Origin of the sequence: Bacillus cereus group sp. RP32, from assembly GCF_040459735.1 — a bacterium.
In the GTDB taxonomy this organism is placed as follows: domain Bacteria; phylum Bacillota; class Bacilli; order Bacillales; family Bacillaceae_G; genus Bacillus_A; species Bacillus_A wiedmannii.
This window is the reverse complement of record NZ_JARVHO010000001.1, coordinates 2,924,149-2,945,800: the sequence shown is the minus strand read 5'-3', so window position 1 is coordinate 2,945,800 and position 21,652 is coordinate 2,924,149. Positions and strand designations below refer to the sequence as shown.

Below are 21,652 nucleotides of genomic sequence, written 5' to 3'. Positions count from 1 at the left end.
AATGGGAGACGTTATTGATATATATGGTTTATCACCTTTGCAAAAAGGAATACTGTTTCATACTTTATACGATCAAGATGATGAACATTCTTTTTCCTATATTGTACAAGTAGGTTTCTTGCTCGGGGGGCAATTGGATGTTGCTACTTTTGAAAAGGCCTGGGAATATGTTATTCATCGACATGAGGTTTTACGTTCAGTATTTGTGTGGGAGGAAGTAGAAAAACCACTACAAGCGTTTTACCAACGTCTTCCTTTTACTATTCATCAAGAGGATTGGAGCGCCCTTTCACACAAGGAAAGGGCGAAGAAATTACAACAGTTTTTAAATGCAGATCGTAGAAAAGGATTTTTATTAGATGAAGCACCATTGATGAGAGTCACTGCGATTAAAGAGGCAAAAGAGGAAACGAGAATTATTTGGACACATCATCATATTTTGCTAGATGGATGGAGTGTGTCATTGGTCTTTAGTGAAGTGATGGAAGTTTATCTCAAGATGATAAGGGGAGAATTATTGAATCTTCCTAAATCTCTTCCTTATAAAAAATATATCCAGTGGATAAATAAACAAGATCAAAGTCAAGCAGAGGAATTTTGGAAAGAAGAATTAAAAGGGTTCTATGCACCTACTCCATTAGCAATGGAAAGAAAGAACCAAGGACAAGAGAAGGGCTATGGAGAGTGTGTTTATCAAGTATCTGAGGAACTTACTGAGAATTTACAAGAGTGGGTACGAAATAGTCGATTAACGTTGAATACGTTAGTACAAGGTGCATGGGCTTATTTGATGAGTAGGTATAGCGGTGAAAGTGACATCGTATTTGGCGTAACTAGCTCTGGACGTCCTACTGATTTAATGGGAGCAGAGAATATGGTGGGGTTATTTATTAACACATTACCTACTAGAATTCGATTAACGGATAATACATCAGTAGTAGATTGGCTTCGTAAAATACAAATGAAAGAAATGGAACGAAGACAGTATGAGTATAATTCATTGATAGATATTCAAGGCTGGAGTGAGGTTCCGCGAAATAGTTCCTTATTTCATACCTTGTATGTGTTTGAAAATTATCCAATTCAAGGTGAGAGAAATGATGATTTAAGATTACTAGATGTTAAAAGCACGGAACAAACAAATTATCCTTTAACACTCATTGTAATGCCCGGTAAGAAAATTATTTTAAAGTTGATGTATGATCGAAGCTTTTTTAATGAAGAAACAATAAATCGGATTCAGAATCACTTATTGCAAATATTAATTCAGATGACGAAGAGCCTAGATTCAAAACTATTTGAAATTACTCATTTAACAGAAGAAGAACAGATACAGTTACTAGAGGAATGGAATCATACTCAAGTTAATTATTCGGCTGAAGGCATGGTTCATACGATGTTTGAGGAGCAAGTTAAAAAAACGCCGGAAGCAATCGCGGCTAGTTACGAAAATGAACAAATTACCTATAAAGAGTTGGATAAGCGTGCAAATCAGCTAGCTCATTATTTACAAAAGCATGGTGTAGGCCCAGAGTCTCTAGTTGGTGTATATATGGAACGTTCATTACAAATGATGATAGCGTTATTAGGTATTCTAAAATCAGGAGCAGCGTATGTTCCACTTGACCCTACTTATCCAGAGAGTCGGCTTCGATATATATTAGAGGATGCTGGAATCGAAGTACTAGTGACGGAAGAGAATTCTAAAAACTTGTTTGTATCTGAAAATATCGAAACGATTTGTATGAATAAAGATTACACTGCAATTGAAAAAGAAGAATCAACCCCATGTATAAGTGGTGTAACAGGAGAAAATTTAGCGTATGTTATGTATACTTCAGGATCTACAGGGAATCCAAAGGGAGTAATGATTGAGCATCATTCAGTAATTAATTATTTAGAATGGATGCAACATAAATATCCGCTTTCTGAAAAGGATGTGGTCTTGCAGAAAACGCCATTCTCATTTGATGTCTCTGTTTGGGAGTTGTTTTGGGGTATTCACGTTGGTGCAAGTGTATCTTTCCTACCTCCAGGTGGAGAAAAAGATCCTTCTATTATAGCTGAAGTGATTAAAAAACATCAGGTTACTATAGTTCAATTTGTACCTTCGATGTTATCTGTTTTCTTAGATCACTTCAATCATATTGAATTGAACATGAATTGTTCGTCCGTACGCCATGTATTTTCTGGTGGAGAAGAACTAAGTTCAGGGTTAGTTAGACGATTTCAACAGAAATGGAATTATAGTGGACAAGTGAAATTAACCAACTTTTATGGACCAACTGAAGCCACTATTTATGTGAATGCATTTGATATTCAGCCTAATGAAGAATTTGTTTCTATTGGGCAGCCGATACAGAACACGCAATTATATGTATTAGACCAAAATCAACGCTTGCAATCAATAGGAATTGAGGGTGAGTTATATATTGGTGGTGCTGGTTTAGCACGTGGATACTTAAATCGTCCGAATCTTACTGCTGAAAAATTCGTTTCACATCCATTTCGATTGGGGGAACGACTATATCGAACGGGAGATTCAGTAAGATATCTAACTGATGGAAATATAGAATTTATAGGTAGAATGGACCATCAAGTCAAAATGCGTGGTTTTAGGATTGAATTAGGAGAAATTGAAGCAACTTTAGAAAAATGTTCGTTTATTAAAGAGGCTGTCGTATTAATTAGAGAAGATCGTCCAGGTGATCGACGATTGGTTGCATATGTAATAAGCGATGGAAATACCCAAGAGTGGAGAGAGTATTTACAAAACCAATTACCGAATCATATGATTCCAGCGCACTTTATAGAGTTAGAACACTTCCCGCTTACTCCGAATGGGAAAATTGACCGAAAGGCCTTGCCAGCACCTGATGAGCAAGCTATTGAAGATTTAAATGTGCTTCCTCGAACGCCATCGGAAGAGCTTATTGCCTCGGTTTGGAGTCAAGTGTTAGGAACAGAAAATATTGGCATTCAGGATTCCTTCTTTGAACGTGGTGGGCACTCACTACTTGCTACTCAAATCGTCTCTCGATTGCAAGAACTGTTCCAAATTAAAATTCCATTACGTGAACTTTTCAAGCACGATACAGTGGAAGCATTGGCGAAACGAGTGGATCAGTTACGAAAAGAAGATAAAAAACGAGAGATTGCCCCTCTTGTACCTATGAAACGAGAAGAAGCTATTCCACTTTCCTATGCGCAGAAAAGTCTATGGTTTATTGATCAATTAATGCCAAATAGTGCTATATACAATATTCATGCAGCGTGTCGCTTAACAGGTGAATGGTCAATTGAAGCATTGGAGGTCGGATGGAATCAATTGTTGGAGCGTCATGAATCATTAAGGACGACAATTCTAGAACAAGAGGGTGAACCTTTTCAACAAGTTCAATCTCATGTATTCAGACATATTCCTCAAACGAATCTAACAGATCTCTCTTTGGAAGATAGGGAAAGAGAAATGAAACGGCTCATTCAAAACGAAGCTGAGGAACCATTTCATTTTGGACAAGGTCCTCTAATTCGAACACGAATATTGAAAGTGGACAGGGAAGAGTGGATTCTCATTTGTACGATGCATCATATTATTTCAGATGGATGGTCAATGGGAATCTTACTTGAAGAATGGATGGCTTTTTATGAAGGAGCATTAAGTGGCAAACCGGCGGAATTGAAGGAGTTATCTATCCAATATGCAGATTTTGTCATGTGGCAGAAGGAATGGCAAAAAGAAGAGAATTTGAATCAGCACCTTCAATATTGGAAGGAAGAATTGTCTGGGGAACTACCGGTTTTACAATTACCGATGGATCGTCCTCGACCTGCAGTTCAAACCCATCGTGGTGCAAGTCAGTCTTTAATAGTGGCGAATTCCCTACAGGAAAAGCTCAAAGATTTAAGTCTGCAAGAAGGATGCACTTTATTTATGACATTGATGGCAGCGTATCAAAGCTTCCTTTCTCGTTATACAGGACAGGACGACATCATTGTTGGAAGCCCGATTGCTAATCGAAATGTGAAAGAGATTGAGGGATTAATAGGTTTCTTTGCAAATACGTTAGTTTATCGAGCTGATTTCAGTGAAAACCCGACGTTCCAAGAACTTTTGTCGCAGGTAAGAAAAAAAGCACTAAAAGCATACGAGTATCAGGATATTCCATTTGAGAAAGTGGTAGAATCCGTAAAGCCGGAACGGAATACAAGTCATTCACCAATATTCCAAACCATGTTTACTTTACAGAATACGAAACAAGAGTTTCTTCAGCTATCTGAAAGACAAATGGAACTCATGGAAAGCCATGTTTCTGTTGCAAAATTTGATTTGAGTTTATTTGCTTCTGAGACGGAAGAAGGATTATCACTAACCTTTGAATATAATACTGATTTGTTTAATGATACAACCATTGAACGTATGGTAAGTCATTTTGAACATTGGCTAAATCAAATTGCCTCTTATCCAAAATGTTTATTATCAGAATTGAATATGTTATCGAAAGTAGAATATAAGCAACTACTAGAGGAATGGAATGAATCAGCTGTTATAGATATAGAAGATAGCATGATTCATACAATGTTTGAAGAACAAGTGGAAAAAACACCAGAAGCAATTGCAGTAGTGTGCGAAGATGAAGAACTAACATATCGAGAGTTGGACGAACGCTCGAATCAGTTGGCACATTATTTACAAAAAAATGGTGTAACATGCGAATCATTAGTTGGGATTTGCGTTACACGTTCATCCGAGATGATTGTCGGTCTCTTAGGAATTATGAAGGCAGGAGGAGCATATGTCCCAATTGATCCAGCGTATCCGGAAAGTCGACTGCAGTACATTTTAGAAGATGCTCAAATAAAGGTACTGGTGACACAGGAAAAGTTACAACAAAAAATGGTTATACCTACATTCGTCAACGTCATTTGTATTGATCGTAATCGAGCAGAAATAGAACAAGAAGTTACTACGGTATGTACGAGTGAAGTGACGGGCGATAACTTAGCCTATATTATCTATACTTCAGGTTCCACTGGAAATCCAAAGGGAGTAATGATTGAGCACAGGAATACAGTAACAATGATTCATTGGGCCCATCACACGTATTCCCGAAAGGAATTAGCGGGAGTATTAGCTTCAACTTCACTATCTTTTGATTTATCCGTTTTTGAAGTATTTGTTCCCTTAACGATGGGTGGTAAGGTGATTGTCGCTGAAAATGCTTTACATCTAGACAAGTTGTCTACCAAAGGTGTGACTTTGGTTAATACTGTGCCATCGGCAGCAAAGGAACTGGTTCGAGCAAAAACAATTCCTTCTTCAGTAAAGGTAATGAATTTGGCTGGAGAACCGTTACCATATCCGCTTGTTCAAGATTTATACGAGAGAAGTACGATTGAGAAGGTGTACAACTTATATGGACCGTCTGAAGATACTACGTATTCCACGTATATGGAATTAGAAAAGGGTGTCATGCATAGGGTACCACCAATTGGTAAACCAATCTTCAATACAGAAGTATATGTACTGAGTGCTGAACAAAAAATGGTTCCAATTGGTGTAGTTGGTGAGCTGTACATTGGTGGATCAGGGTTAGCACGTGGATATTTAAAACGCCCTGACTTAACGAAAAATCGATTTATACCGCATCCGTTTAAAGAGGGCGAGCGAGTATACCGGACTGGAGATCTAGTAAGGTATTTGCCGGATGGAAATTTGGAGTATGTTGGACGAATTGATCATCAGGTGAAAATTCGTGGATTCCGGATTGAACTAGGAGAAATTGAAGCGGCATTACAAAAGCATACATTAGTTAACGAAGCTATTGTGATGGTACGGGAAGATTATCCTGGCGATCCACGTTTGATTGCCTATGTTGTAGGAGACGGGGATGCTCAAAAGTGGCGTGATTATCTCAAGGACCAACTACCAAATTATATGATTCCAGCCTATTTTGTTGGATTAAATGCATTTCCACTCACTCCTAATGGGAAAATTGATAGGAAGGCTTTACCAGCACCAGAGAAACAGGAGATAGCAAGTGGTTATATTGCTCCTCGTACGTCTACGGAAAAAACAATCGTTTCGATATGGCATGAAGTTTTAGGTATGGAAAACATCGGAATTCAGGATTCGTTTTTTGAAATTGGTGGCCATTCACTACTTGCTACGCAAGCCGTTTCTAATCTTAAAGAGGCTTTTGGAATCGAGATACCATTGCATGATTTATTTATGTTTCATACGGTGCAGCAATTGGCAGAACAGATTGATCAATTGCTCGATAACAAAAATCAAGAAATGCAGAATGATAGTAAGGAGAATGTAAGTCTTCAAGACTATGTTCAAAAAGAAGCAGAAGTGAGTAATGATGAAGAATTACTGGAACTGCTTAAGCAATTAGAAGAGCTATCAGAGGAAGAAGCACAAGGGATATTCGAGAGTAATTTGGTTGAGGAAGGGGTAAAAAAATGAGAAGTGATTTACTTGCAAAGCTGAGTTCACTTTCTCCTGAGAAGAGAGCATGGCTTCAGAAGCAAATGCAAAAAAAGGAGAATAAAGAAGCACTCCCGTTGTCTTATGCACAACAACGTTTGTGGTTTATGGACAGATTTAATCCAAACAGTTCTTTATATAATATTCCAACGGTATGGCATCTAAAAGGAAATTGGATGCCTGAAGCATTAGAAAAGGGATTCAATCGACTCATTGAACGCCATGAATCATTACGAACTGTTTTTAAAGAAGTAGGAGAACAACCTGTGCAACAAATTGTCGAATTCCTTCCTAGAGCATTACCTGTAAGAGATTACTCTCAACTTCCTCTAGAAGTAAAAGAAAAAGAGATAGATAGTTTAATTGCGAGAGAAGCGCAAGAACCATTTGATTTAATGAATGGTCCTTTAATTCGTAATCAGCTTGTTCAATTAGAGAAGGATGAATGGTTATTACTGTGTACGATGCATCATATTATTTCTGATGCTTGGTCCATTGGTATATTCATGAATGAATTACTTGCTTTCTATGAAGAAGAAACGGGCGGAAATCCTGCTAAATTAAGTTCATTATCCATTCAATATGCAGACTTTGCGAAGTGGCAAAAGGAGTGGTTGCAAGGTGATGTGCTAAATCGTCAGCTTACGTATTGGCAAGAAGAATTGTCTGGTGAGCTTCCTATCTTACAACTGCCAGTGGATCGACCTCGACCGGTTAAGCAGACTTACTCTGGGGCTACGCATCACGTAATTTTTCCTTATAAATTGCTCAGTCAATTGAAGGATATAAGCCGACAAGAAGGATCTACTTTATTTATGACTTTAATGGCCGCATACCAGAGCTTTCTTGCTCGTTATACGGGACAAAAAGATATTCTAGTTGGTAGTCCGATTGCAAATCGGAACCATAAGGGAGTAGAAGGATTAATTGGTTTCTTTGTTAATACGTTGGTTTACCGATCAGATTTGAGTGGAACCCCTACTTTTCGGGAGATTTTGAGCCAAACAAAGAAAAAGGCGTTAAAAGCTTACGAATATCAAGATATACCATTTGAAAAAGTGGTAGAAGCTGTGCAACCTGAACGAAGCATGAGTCATTCGCCTATCTTTCAGACCATGTTTACGCTACAGAATATAAAACAAGAACGACTAGATTTGCCTGGTAAAAGTATTGAAATGGTAGAAAGTAATATGTCTATTGCTAAATTTGATTTGAGCTTAACTGCCTATGAAGTGGAAGAAGGTCTATTTGTCTCATTTGAATACAATACGGATTTATTTGATAGTAGTACCATTGCACGTATGGCAGGCCATTTTGAGAACTGGCTAAATGAAATCACGTATCATCCAGATGAATCATATACAAAGCTATCAATGTTATCGGACACTGAGCAGAAACAGCTCCTAGAAGAATGGAATGATACGGACGTAGTTTATGGTCATGATTGTATGATTCATGAGCTATTTGAGCAGCAAGTTTCACGGACACCTGATGCAGTGGCGGTAGTTTATGAGGGTGGAAAGCTAACGTATCAAGAACTCGATGAAAAATCGAACCAATTGGCACATTTTCTACAGAAACGAGGTATCGGACCTGAATCATTAGTCGGTATATGTATTGAACGTTCTCCTGATATGATTATTGGTCTCTTTGGGATTTTGAAAGCAGGTGGGGCTTATGTCCCACTGGACCCGAGTTACCCCGAAAACCGCCTGAGATACATTTTGGAGAATTCACAAATTCAAGTGCTGTTAACAAAAGAGGCACTACAGGACTGGTTACCTAAAGGTATTCAAGCAATTTGTTTAGACCGGGATCGAGTAATGATTTCTAAAGAGAGTAATTTAGCCCCAGTGAGTGGAGTAACAGCAAATAACTTAGCTTATATCATATACACTTCGGGTTCGACGGGAAATCCAAAGGGGGTAATGATTGAACATCATTCCGTTATAAACCGCCTACAGTGGATGCAGAAAAAATATCCATTGTCCGAGGAGGATACAATCCTACAAAAGACACCGTTTTCGTTTGATGTTTCTGTCTGGGAATTATTTTGGTGGTCATTTGTAGGAGCACGGGTTTGTTTGCTTCCACCAGGAGGAGAGAAAGATCCTGCGGTGATTGAGGAATATATTGAACGATATCGTGTGTCCACCATGCACTTTGTTCCGTCGATGTTATCTACTTTCTTAGATTATATGGAACTATATAATTCGAAAAGGGATCTATCGTCTTTAATTCAAGTTTTTACTAGTGGAGAAGCGTTAAACACTGAGCAGGTTCGCCGATTTAAGGGGATCTTTTATAATGTTCAACAAACAAAGTTAATTAACTTGTATGGTCCTACTGAAGCGACTGTGGATGTGACTTATTATGATTGTGATTTAGAAAAAGAACCAATGCTTATTCCGATTGGTCGTCCGATTGATAATACAGAGTTGTATGTGTTAGATCAATATCAACAAGTGGTCCCGATTGGTGTGGCAGGGGAACTTTACCTTGGAGGAGTAGGATTGGCACGTGGCTACTTCAATCGACCAGATTTAACTACTGAACGTTTTATTTCGCACCCCTTTAAGAATGGGGAACGATTATATCGAACGGGTGACCTGGTGAGATATATGAATGATCGTAACTTAGAATATATTGGAAGAATAGATAATCAAGTCAAAATTAGAGGATTCCGAATTGAATTGGGAGAAATTGAAGCAGCTTTACATGATCACCCATCTGTAAAAGAGGCTGTTGTGTTGGTGAGGGAAGATCGACCAGGAGATAAGCAGTTAGTAGCGTATGTAGTGGGTGAAGGAGATACTGGAGAGTGGCGTGAATATCTCAAGAAGCAATTGCCACATTATATGGTTCCAGCATACTTTTTCCAAATTGAAGGGATGCCACTCACTCCAAATGGTAAAGTGAATCGGAAAGCCTTATTGGAATTGGAAGAACAGTTCATAAGTGAAGATATTACTTCATCACGAACACCAGTGGAGGAGCTCATCGTTTCCGTATGGAGCCAAGTGTTAGGAATAAAAAATATTAGTGTACAGGATTCCTTTTTTGAAATCGGTGGTCACTCACTATTAGCTACTCAAGTAGTTTCACGTTTACAGGAAATCTTTCAAATCGAATTACCAGTACGTGAACTATTTGAATATACGACGGTGGAGTCACTGGCAAAGCGATTAGATCAATTACGTAAAGGAGATAGAAAACGAGAGATTCCGCCACTAATACCGATGGAACGAGGAGAAACTATTCCACTATCTTATGCTCAACAACGCTTATGGTTTATTGATCAATTTACACCTAATAGTGCCCTTTACAATATGCCAATGGTATGTCGCCTTACAGGGAATTGGCTACTTGAAGCATTGGAAACGGGATGGAATCAACTAATAGAACGTCATGAATCACTGCGGACGGTCTTTCACGAAGTGAACGGTCAACCCGTACAGCAAATTAAACCGTATGCTTTTCAATCAATTCCGAAAACGGATTTAACTATGCTTTCTTCTGAAGACCGAGAAGAAGAGGTTAAACGTTTCATTCAACAAGAAACAGAAGTGCCATTTGATTTAACAGAGGGGCCATTAATCAGGACAAGTATTTTGCACGTGGGAGAGGAAGAATGGATACTCCTTTGTACTTTACATCATATCATTTCAGATGGATGGTCAATGGGAATCCTACTTGAAGAATGGATGGCATTTTATGAGAAAGCAACGGATGGAAAGGTAGCGGAACTTGAACCATTACCGGTTCAATATGCCGACTTCGCTCAGTGGCAAAAAGGATGGCTAAAGGAGGAAGTGCTTGATCAACAACTCCAATATTGGAGGGAAGAATTGTCTGGGGAGCTTCCTGTACTCCAACTTCCTATGGATCGCCCGCGTCCTGCAATACAAACTCATCACGGGTCGATATACACTCTGGTTCTGCCAAGCACGCTACATGATAAATTGAATGAACTTAGCCGAAAAGAAGGGGCTACACTCTTCATGACGCTGTTGGCTGCATATCAAAGTTTTCTATCTCGTTATACGGGACAAGAAGATATTCTGGTCGGAAGCCCAATTGCGAATCGGAATTATAGAGAAATTGAAGGACTAATTGGTTTCTTCGTTAACACGCTAGTTTATCGAGCTAATTTGAGTGGTAGACCGACATTTCAAGATGTACTGTATCAGGTTCGTCAAAAGGCATTGAAGGCGTATGAATATCAAGATATCCCATTTGAAAAAATTGTAGAATTTGTGCAACCGGAGCGAAGTACAAGTCATTCGCCAATCTTCCAGACTATGTTCATCTTGCAAAATATGAAACAAGAGTTTCCGGTGTTATCTAGTAGAAGTATTGAAATGATAGAAAGCCATAGTCCAATTGCAAAGTTTGATTTAAGTGTGATGGCAGTTGAGACAGAAGAGGGATTACTTTTTACTTTTGAGTACAATAAGGATTTATTCAATGCTACTACTATTGAACGGATGGCAGGGCACTTTGAGAAATGGCTACATGAAGTTTCTCATCGCCCACAAAATCCGTTGCATGACCTGAGCATGCTATCGGAACCCGAGCGTACTTTGTTATTAGAAACATGGAATGACACTGTAATGGAAATGTCTCATCAGGGTCTTATTTGCGACAGATTTGAGGAGCAAGTAGCGAGGCGTCCTGATGCGATTGCGGTAGTCGATCAAACAAAACAGTGGACTTATGGTGAACTGGATACACAAGCAAATCAGTTGGCAAATATTTTACAGCGAAAGGGAGTAGCCCCAGAGTCAGTGGTGGGAGTTTATCTTCCGAGGTCAGCTGAGCTAATGGCAAGTTTACTAGGCATTTTAAAAGCTGGTGGAGCTTATGTTGTTTTAGATCCGTTGTATCCAAAATCAAGGTTAGAATACATGATTGAAGATGCAGGAATTCAATTTGTAGTGACGGCGGAAGGACAAGAAGGACATTTTGCACACGTCGAAATGGTGAGGTTAGAAGAATTAACGGTGGAAAGCGTAATCGCACCTACACGTCAGATAAATCCAGAGAATTTAGCCTATATTGTCTATACCTCTGGTTCTACAGGAAAACCGAAGGGTGTCATGGTTGAATATCGCTCATTAATGAATATGGTTTCTTGGCATCAAGAAGTTTATCGTATTTCAGCAGAGGATCGTGCGACTCAGATTGCAGGTGTTGCTTTTGATTCGGCTGTTCAGGAGATTTGGCCATATCTAACTGCTGGTGCAGCACTCTACTTGTCAACAGAGGAACTGAGAATTAATCCAGAAGCACTAAGGGACTGGCTCATTGATTCACGAATAACAGCTAGCTTTGCACCTACGCCTATTCTGGAAAGACTCTTGAAATTATCTTGGCCAGATAAAACGGATCTTCGTTTTATCATTACTGGTGGGGATCAATTAACGCAGTATCCATCAAACGATATTCCTTTTGCGATAATTAATCAGTATGGTCCATCGGAAAATACAGTTGTTACCACAGATTGTTATGTACCTGTAGGAGTGACAACAGGTACGCCATCGATTGGTCGACCGATTGCGAATACAGAAGTTTATGTATTAGATTCTCATCTTCAGCTAGTACCAATTGGTGTAATTGGAGATCTCTATATTGGAGGGAAGAGTCTTGCGCGTGGATATGCTAATCGTCCGGATCTTACAAAGGAAAAATTTATTCCACATCCTTTCAAGTCAGGAGAACGTCTCTATTACACAGGAGACAAAGCAAGTTATCTTTTTGATGGTAATCTCCAGTTCCATGGACGTATAGATGACCAAGTGAAAATTCGTGGTTTCCGAATTGAATTGGGAGAAATAGAAGCTGTTTTGCAGGCGCATTCTTCTGTGAAAGAAGCAGTTGTATTGGTACGAGAGGATTATCAAGGTGATAAGAGATTAGTAGCTTATGTAGTTGGTGAAGGCAGTGTCCGTGAATGGCGAGAATATCTACAAACACATTTACCTAATTACATGGTTCCAACTAACTTTATTGAAATGGAATTTTTACCACTTACACCGAATGGGAAACTTGATTTGAAGGCATTGCCTATACTTAGTGAACAATCTGCCGAAAATACTGTCTATCCACGAACTCCGCTGGAAGAACTTATCGCTTCAGTGTGGAGTCAGGTGCTAGGAATAAGAGACATTGGTGTTCAGGATTCTTTCTTTGAGCTTGGTGGTCACTCTCTACTTGCTACACAAGTGGTCTCACGCTTACAGGAAGTCTTTCAAATCAAATTGCCAGTACGTGAACTGTTCGAATATTCAACGGTCGAGGCATTATCGAAACGAATGGATCAGTTACGTAAGGGAAGCGAAAAACGAGAAATTCCACCATTGGTGCCGATGGAACGAGGAAATAATATTCCACTATCTTATGCCCAACAGCGCTTATGGTTTATTGATCAATTTGCACCAAATAGTGCACTTTATAATATGCCAATGGCATGCCGCCTTACAGGGAGTTGGTTACCTGAGGCATTGGAGTTGGGATGGAATCAGTTGATAGAGCGTCATGAATCTTTGCGGACTGTATTTTATGAAGAGGATGGCCATCCTGTGCAGCAGATTCAACCGTATATTTTCCGTCCGCTTCTTCAAATGGACTTAACTAAGCTTTCATTAGAGGAGCGAGAAAGAAAGTTGGAGCAATGGATTCAAACTGAAGTAGAATCTCCATTTGATTTAGAACAAGGGCCATTATTCCGTGGGAAACTCATAAGAATTTCAGAAGAAGAATGGGTTCTTCTGTGTAATATGCATCATATTATCTCGGATGGATGGTCGATGGAAATCTTGCTTCAAGAATGGATGGCATTTTATGAGAATGCGATTGGTGAGAAACAAGCAGAGCTGGAACCACTACCAGTTCAATATGCCGATTTTGCTCAGTGGCAAAGAGAATGGTTGAAAGATGAAGTACTAAATCAACAGCTTGCATATTGGAAGGAAGAATTATCTGGTGAGTTACCAGTCTTAATGTTGCCAATGGATCGTCCGCGTCCGCCAGTGCAAACCCACCATGGATTAACTCATAATGTTTTGTTGTCACGCTCATTACTGGATAAATTAAACGAAATAAGTCGTCAAGAAGGGGCCACACTTTTCATGACCTTATTGGCATCGTATCAAAGTTTCCTTGCTCGTTATACGGGACAAACGGATATTATTGTCGGCAGCCCAATTGCAAATCGAAATTATCGAGAAATTGAGGGGCTGATTGGTTTCTTTGTCAACACCTTGGTTTATCGAGCTGATTTAAGTAATGCACCGGCATTTCAAGAGTTGTTGTCCCAAGTGCGGATAAAAGCATTGAAGGCGTATGAGTATCAAGATGTTCCGTTTGAGAAAATTGTAGAGGTTATCCAACCTAAACGAAATACAAGCTATTCTCCAATTTTCCAAACCATGTTTACTTTGCAAAATATGGGACAAGAGCTACCAGAACTACATGGAAGAAATATAGAAGTAATGGAAAGTAACGCTCCAATCGCTAAGTTTGATTTAAGTTTAACTGCTGCAGAAGTGGAAGAGGGTTTATTACTTACTTTTGTTTATAGGACTGATTTATTTGACAGCTTAACTATTGAATCTATGGCCGAACATTTTGGAAACTGGTTGAATGTAATCGTGGAAAATCCTGATAAATCGTTAGCTAAGTTGCCTATATTATCAGGATTACAGCAAAAACAGTTGGAAGAGTGGAATAATGATGCTGTAGCATCTCCACAGGAAAGTACGATTCATCAGCTGTTTGAAGAGCAAGTAAATCGTACACCTGACGCGATAGCAGTGGTAGATGAAAAACAGCAGTTAACGTATCGAGAGCTCAATGAAAAAGGTAATCAATTGGCCCACTATCTTCAGCAATGCGGGATTGGGAATGAATCATTGGTTGGACTTTGTTTTGAGCGTTCAGTTGAGATGATTGTTAGTATTATGGGGGCTTGGAAGGCTGGAGCAGCATATGTTCCATTGGACCCATCATATCCAGAAAATCGTCTACGATATATTTTGGAGGACACTGGAATTCAAGTATTAGTTACGAACGAGTCATTAGAAGACTGGATACCTAAAGAGGTCAAGATAGTTTGTCTAGATAGAGATAAAGCAATGATTTTACAAGAAAGCATTCTTTCACCAAAATGTGAAGTAACAGGAGAAAACTTAGCGTATGTTATTTATACTTCGGGATCGACAGGGAACCCAAAGGGTGTCTTGATACAGCATCATTCTGTAATAAACTTGTCGCATGGTTTACAAAAAGAGGTTTTCGAACATGAGATACCATCTAATATGCATGTCGGTTTAAATGCGTCAATTGCCTTTGATGCATCTATTCAGCAATTACAAATGCTGTTATATGGTTCAAGTTTGTATATTATTCCGAATGAAGTACGAAGTGATCCGGAGCAGTTTGTAGCTTATATTAGGGAGAACAAGTTAGAAATCTTTGATATAACACCTTCATTACTTCAATTACTTTTAGATGTTGGATTGTTAGAAACGTGCGATGGCGTTCATGTTCCAAGTAAGGTACTGGTTGGTGGCGAAGCGATTATGCCTTCATTATGGGAACAGCTAGTAGAGACTGATAAAATGGAGTTTTATAATGTATATGGTCCTACAGAATGTACGGTTGATGCAACATGCTATCATATCAAAAAAGATAGTAAGAGAGTAACGATTGGGCGTCCGTTGCCTAACGTTCAAACTTATGTATTAGATAGAAATAGGTTGCCAGTTCCAGTTGGTGTGATGGGTGAACTTTATATAGGAGGAGCAGGCCTAGCAAGGGGATACTTGAATCGTCCAGAATTAACGTTCGAGCGATTTATTTCACATCCATTCAAAGAAGGCGAGAGGTTATATAGAACAGGAGACCTCGTGAGATATCTTCCTGACGGTAATATAGACTATCTAGGAAGAATGGATAATCAAGTGAAGATTAGAGGATTTCGAATTGAACTTGGAGAGATTGAGTCGACCTTACAGGAGCATGACTTGGTAAAAGAGGCAGTTGTAATGGTTAGGGAAAATCAGTCGGGAGATAAGAGGCTGGTAGCTTATGTAGTGGGCGAAGGCAGTTTAGAAGAATGGCGAGAGTATCTTAAAACAAAACTGCCAATCCATATGATACCTTCCTACTTTGTCGAAATGAAAGAATTACCGCTAACCATAAATGGAAAGATTGATCGGAAATCGTTACCTATACCAGATTATCAAGGAACACAAGAAGGATACGTGGCCCCAAGAAATGAACGTGAACATAAGCTTTCTATCATTTGGGAACGTGTGCTGGGTTCAAAACGTATTGGTATGAATGATAACTTTTTTGAAATTGGTGGAGATTCAATTCTTAGCATTCAGATTGTCTCTCGTGCGAAGCAAGTTAGTTTACAATTGACACCAAAACAAATATTTGAACACCAAACGATTGCTGAGTTGGCGCAAGTAGTCAAAGAAGAACAAGGTGTACAAGCTGAACAGGGAATTATAACTGGAGAGACGATACTTACACCTATTCAGCAAAGGTTTTTTGCACAAAATCATCCTAACCCACATCATTGGAATCAATCCATGTTCTTTAGAACGAAAGAGAAATTGGACATAGGATTACTGGAAAAGGCAGCGGGTAACCTTCTACTTCATCATGATGCCCTGCGTTTAAGATATGACCGTTTACCTAATGGGGTTTGGAAACAGTGGAATGAAGGAATAGAAGAGCAATTGATGCTTACTGTCATTTCATTAGACGAAGTGCCGGATGCTGATTGGCATCAGGTTATTCAAAAAGAGATTAATATTGCACAAGAAAGTTTGAATTTACATGATGGTCCGTTAATGAGAATGGTGTATTTTGATGAAAGTGAGCACGCTGGCCGATTATTTTGGACAATTCATCATTTAGCCGTGGATGGTGTTTCTTGGCGAATTTTATTGGAAGATTTGCAAACAGCGTATACGCAAGCAGTCCAAGGGCAGAAAATTCAATTACCTATGAAAAGTACATCCTTTAAAGAGTGGTCGGAGAGATTACATCATTACGCTGAATCTGGAATATCACAAGAAGTGCTGCATTACTGGGAGCAGCAGTCTGAACAAGACGTAGTTATACTGCCGGTAGATGGTACTATAAGTAATCCAGTAAGCGCAGTAACTGAGGAAATTACTGTGGTGTTAAATGAGAATGAGACCCGTATGTTATTGCAAGAGACTTTAAGCACTCACCGTGTCCAAATCAATGAGGTATTATTAGCAGCATTGGTACAAGCTACGGCAGCATGTACGGGGCAGCCGATATTGAGCGTAGATTTAGAGGGACATGGTCGAGAAGAGATTATTGAAGATGTTGATTTATCGAGAACCGTGGGATGGTTTACAAGTATTTACCCAGTTCATTTAAATATTACTAGTGCTAATACGCCAATTGCAGCATTAAAAGCAGTTAAAGAACAAATTCGCAAAATTCCTAATAAGGGTGTTGATTATGGGGTGTTGCGTTACATGAACGCAACAATGTGTGATCAATTAAGCTCGCAATATACACCGTCTATTAGTTTTAACTATCTTGGACAATTTGACCAAATGTTTTCTAGCGATGCAATGTTTATTCCGGAGAACGAATTTAAGCGTTTAGATCATGCTGCCGGTTCCAAGCGATCGCATGTAATTGATGTAATTGGGGTTGTAACGAATGGAAAACTTCAGTTCACTTGGGTATATAATGTTGGACAGTTCGCCAAATCAACGATTCAAAGTATTGCACAGAATATGCTTCATCAACTGAGCAGATTGATTCATTCTTCAGATAGAGAATCTGCACTGACCATTTCGGATTTTACAATGGCTAATCTTAACCAAGCAGGTTTGACGAATATACTAAATAAAATGAATCGTGGGAAGAACTATCAGATTACTGATTTATATCCACTATCACCTTTACAAGAAGGGATGATTTTCCACACATTGCATGACCAAGGGGATGAACATGTTGCGCCGTATATAGTGCAATTAAGCTTTATGATTAAAGGGAAAATGGACATTCCTACTTTTGAGCAGGCGTGGAAATCTGTAATTCAGCGGCATGAAATTTTTCGTACAGCATTTGTATGGGACGAAATTGAAGAACCTGTACAAGTGGTGTATGAAAATATCCCATTTAAAGTGAACAAAGAAGACTGGCGTACAATGACAAGTGAAGAGATAGAGGAAAAAAGAAAAGTCTTTTTGGCATTAGATCGAAAACAAGCCTTCCAATTTGATGAAGCACCATTGATGCGGGTAACAGTCATTCAAGAAGGTGAGGAAGAATATCGGATTGTTTGGACCCATCACCATATTTTACTGGATGGATGGAGTTTACCATTAGTATTTAATGAATTACTTACAGTTTATCAGAAGAGAATGAATGGAGAAGCTGTAAAGTTACCTAAGTCCTCACCATATAAGAAATATATCCAATGGCTAAGAAAGCAAGATAAGGAGCAGGCGGAACAATTCTGGAGAGAGAAGCTAAAAGGTTTTACTGCGCCAACTTTGCTGGGCTTAGAAAGTAAAGAGGAAGAAAAAGGTTACACAGAGAAGGTTACGTATTTATCAGAAGAGCAGACTCAAGCGTTACAAGGATGGGCGAAACGCAATAAACTTACTTTGAGTACAGTAATTCAAGGTGCATGGGCATATCTCATGAGCCGATATAGTGGAGAAAATGACATTGTCTTTGGTGTAACAAGCTCAGGGCGTTCTACGGAGATTATTGATGTTGAAAACATCGTAGGTCCTTTCATTACAACGTCACCGACGCGAATTCAATTGATGGATGATATAAAAATAATAGATTGGTTGCAGAAGATACAAGAGGAAGAGATAGAAAGAAGACAATATGAGTATGCTTCTTTGACAGAGATTCAGGGGTGGAGTGAAGTTCCTAGAGGAACACCGCTGTTCAATAGTTTATATGTGTTTGAAAATTATCCGGTGAAAGAGGAGTCTTCAGGAAATCTGGAAATTGGTGAATTGGAAGGAGTAGAACAAACCCACTACCCATTAGGGTTGGCTGTAGTTCCAGGAATCCAGTTATCGTTAAAGTTAATGTATGACCGTAGTAAGTTTAATAAATTAACTATTAAAAGAATGTTGGGTCATTTACGCCAAGTATTAATGCAAATGCTCAAAAACATTGATCAAACTCTGTCGGAACTGGTATATATTACGGAAGCTGAACAAAGGCAAGTTTTGGACGAATGGAATGATAATACAATATCCTATCCACGTGAGAATGTGATTCATCAACTATTCGAAGAGCAAGTGAATCGTACACCAGATGCGGTGGCAGTAGTGGAAGAAAAACAGCAACTAACGTATCGGGAGCTGAATGAAAGAGCTAATCAATTGGCCCATCATCTACAGAAATATGGAATTGGAACAGAGTCATTAGTTGGCCTATGCTTTGAGCGTTCAGTTGAGATGGTTGTTGGTCTCATGGGAATTTGGAAGGCTGGAGCAGCCTATGTTCCATTGGATCCATCGAATCCGGAAAGCCGCCTACGCTATATTCTAGAAGACACAGAAATTCAAGTATTAGTTACGAATGAGGAATTGGTGGGCTGGATTCCTAAAGAAATTAAAACAGTTTGCCTAGATAGGGATCAAGCAATGATTTCTCGAGAAAGCAAACTTTCACCAATATGTGAGGTTACAGGGGAAAACTTAGCGTATGTTATCTACACTTCCGGTTCGACAGGTAATCCAAAGGGGGCTTTAGTACAGCACCATTCTGTAATAAACTTATCATATGGTTTACAAAAAGAAGTTTTCCCACATGAGATACCTAATAATATGCGCGTCGGTTTGAATGCGTCAATTGCCTTTGATGTATCTATTCAGCAATTACAAATGTTGCTTTATGGTTCAAGTTTATATATTATCCCAAGTGAAGTTCGCACTAATCCGGAACAATTTGTGTCCTATATTAGGGAGAATGAGTTGGAAATGTTTGATATGACACCTTCATTACTTCAATTACTTATAGATGGAGGTTTGTTAGAAACGAGCGCTGACGTTCATGTACCAAGTAAGATATTAGTCGGTGGTGAAGCAATTATGCCGTCATTATGGGAACAGCTAGTAGAGACCGGAAAAATTGATTTTTATAACGTATACGGTCCTACAGAATGTACAGTTGATGCAACATGCTATCATATCAAAAAAGATAGTAAGAGAGTAACGATTGGGCGTCCGTTGCCGAACGTTAAAACTTATGTATTGGATAAAAATATGTTACCTGTTCCCGTTGGTGTAACAGGTGAGCTATATATTGGTGGTGCAGGTATAGCGAGAGGATACTTGAATCGCCCAGAATTAACAGCAGAGCGATTCATCCGTCATCCATTTAATGAAGAAGAGCGTTTATATCGTACGGGAGATTTGGTTCGTTATTTACCTGATGGTAATTTAGATTACTTGAGAAGAATTGATAATCAAGTGAAAATTAGGGGCTTTCGTATTGAACTTGAAGAGATTGAAGCGAATCTAGAGAGGCATCCATTGGTAAAAGAAGCAGTAGTTTTGGTAACAGAGGATAAATTAGGAGAGCAGAGATTGGTTGCTTATGTAGTTGGAGATGGTAGTATGCATGATTGGCGTGAATATCTCAAGACACAAGTACCGAATTATATGGTTCCCGCACACTTTATTAAGGTAGACGAGATTCCTCTTACAACGAATGGCAAAGTTGATCGAAAGGCATTGAACAATTTAACTATTCAAAGAGAAAATAACTTCTCTACACCAATCATTCCAAGGGATGAAATTGAATATCAGTTGATTAAAATCTGGCAGGATGTCTTACAGATAGAAGATGTCTATGTAAATGATGATTTCTTTAATAGAGGAGGACACTCTCTCCTTGTAATTAAATTAGTTTCAAAAATTAGGGAGAAGTTTGGAAAAGAAATTAAAGTGTCTACATTGATTAAGAATCCAACAGTGGAAGGAATCGCATGCCTTATTCGTGATAAGCATGATATGACGAAATCAGTAGCAGCGCTAGTTCCACTACAAGAATCAGAAAAAAGACCTTTCTTCTGCGTTCATCCGTTTATGGGGAATGTATTCTGTTACATTCAACTAGCAAGATTACTTAAGAACCATTGTTCATTTTACGGTTTACAGAATCCTCTTATAGAAAAGGGAGAAATTGACGAGTTGACCTTGCCGGAACTAATTCAACTTTACATTGAAGAAATAAAACATGTTCAGCCAGAAGGCCCATATCGTCTTGGAGGATGGTCTTTAGGCGGTGCAATTGCTTATGAAATCGCAACTGTACTAAAGAATCAAGGTGAGGAAGTTGAGTTGTTGGTACTCATGGATACAAAAGTACCTTCAAAGCAGGACTATAAAACGAGTGAGGATATGCTCTCATATATATATGAGCATTTCATTCCTAGAGATCTTACTGAGCAGGAAGGAGACCTTGTCCATAAACAAGATATGCTAGTGGAGCAATTAATTATGGAAGGCGTACTCCCGCCTGATGCAGATCTTATCAATTTGAAGCAAGTTATCAATGCACATAGGAAATGCCTGAACATAATGGCAGAGCATGATTTAATACCATACTCTGGAGAACTTCTCTACTTTAGTGCTGAGGAAGGAAAAGAGTTGTTTACAGATTGGGGACCTTTATTAAAAGGAAGAGTAAATAGATATTCAGTCCCTGGATTACATGAAGAAATAGTGGGTTCCCCTGCAGTTGAAAAAATAGCTATGTATCTATTAAAGGAATTTGAAGGAATAAAAGAGAGATCCATTTTATTAACGGAAAATTAGAGAGTACAAAAGATGCAACGCTATGAACGAAAAGGGCAGCCCAATACCTGCATATCAAGTGTAGGGAATAATGAATATATTAAGAGCATTACTTTTTAAGGGGATAATGTAAAAAGAAATTGGTAGAGACATAGAAATCTTAATGAGTTACCCATAGTAAGATGTAAATGCTCTGAAATCTTTGTAATAGAAGCGAATACCTGATGATATTACTGAGGAAAGGTGCATATTTTCATTGATATGTAAATATGCACCTTTCCTATTGTATATGCAATTTAATAAAGTGAATTTGAGTTTCTGT

2 protein-coding genes are annotated in these 21,652 nt (G+C 38.8%); both read left to right on the top strand.

The genetic code is table 11. The features are described from left to right. Position 1 precedes the first annotated feature (1 nt). Entirely contained in the window at positions 2-6,472 is a 6,471-nt protein-coding gene (locus QCI46_RS15115) for an amino acid adenylation domain-containing protein (protein WP_353840728.1), read from the top strand. Beyond that, the gene (locus QCI46_RS15110) at positions 6,469-21,351 is read left to right on the top strand and encodes a non-ribosomal peptide synthetase (protein ID WP_353840727.1); all 14,883 of its coding nucleotides are present in this window, start codon (positions 6,469-6,471) and stop codon (positions 21,349-21,351) included. The genes QCI46_RS15115 and QCI46_RS15110 overlap by 4 nt, the downstream gene beginning before the upstream one ends. The last annotated feature ends 301 nt before the right edge of the window (positions 21,352-21,652 follow it).

Excerpts from the sequence above, each read along its gene's own strand:
- QCI46_RS15110 (WP_353840727.1), top strand. The coding sequence starts at position 6,469 with ATGAGAAGTGATTTACTTGCAAAGCTGAGTTCACTTTCTCCTGAGAAG.
- QCI46_RS15115 (WP_353840728.1), top strand. The coding sequence starts at position 2 with ATGGGAGACGTTATTGATATATATGGTTTATCACCTTTGCAAAAAGGA.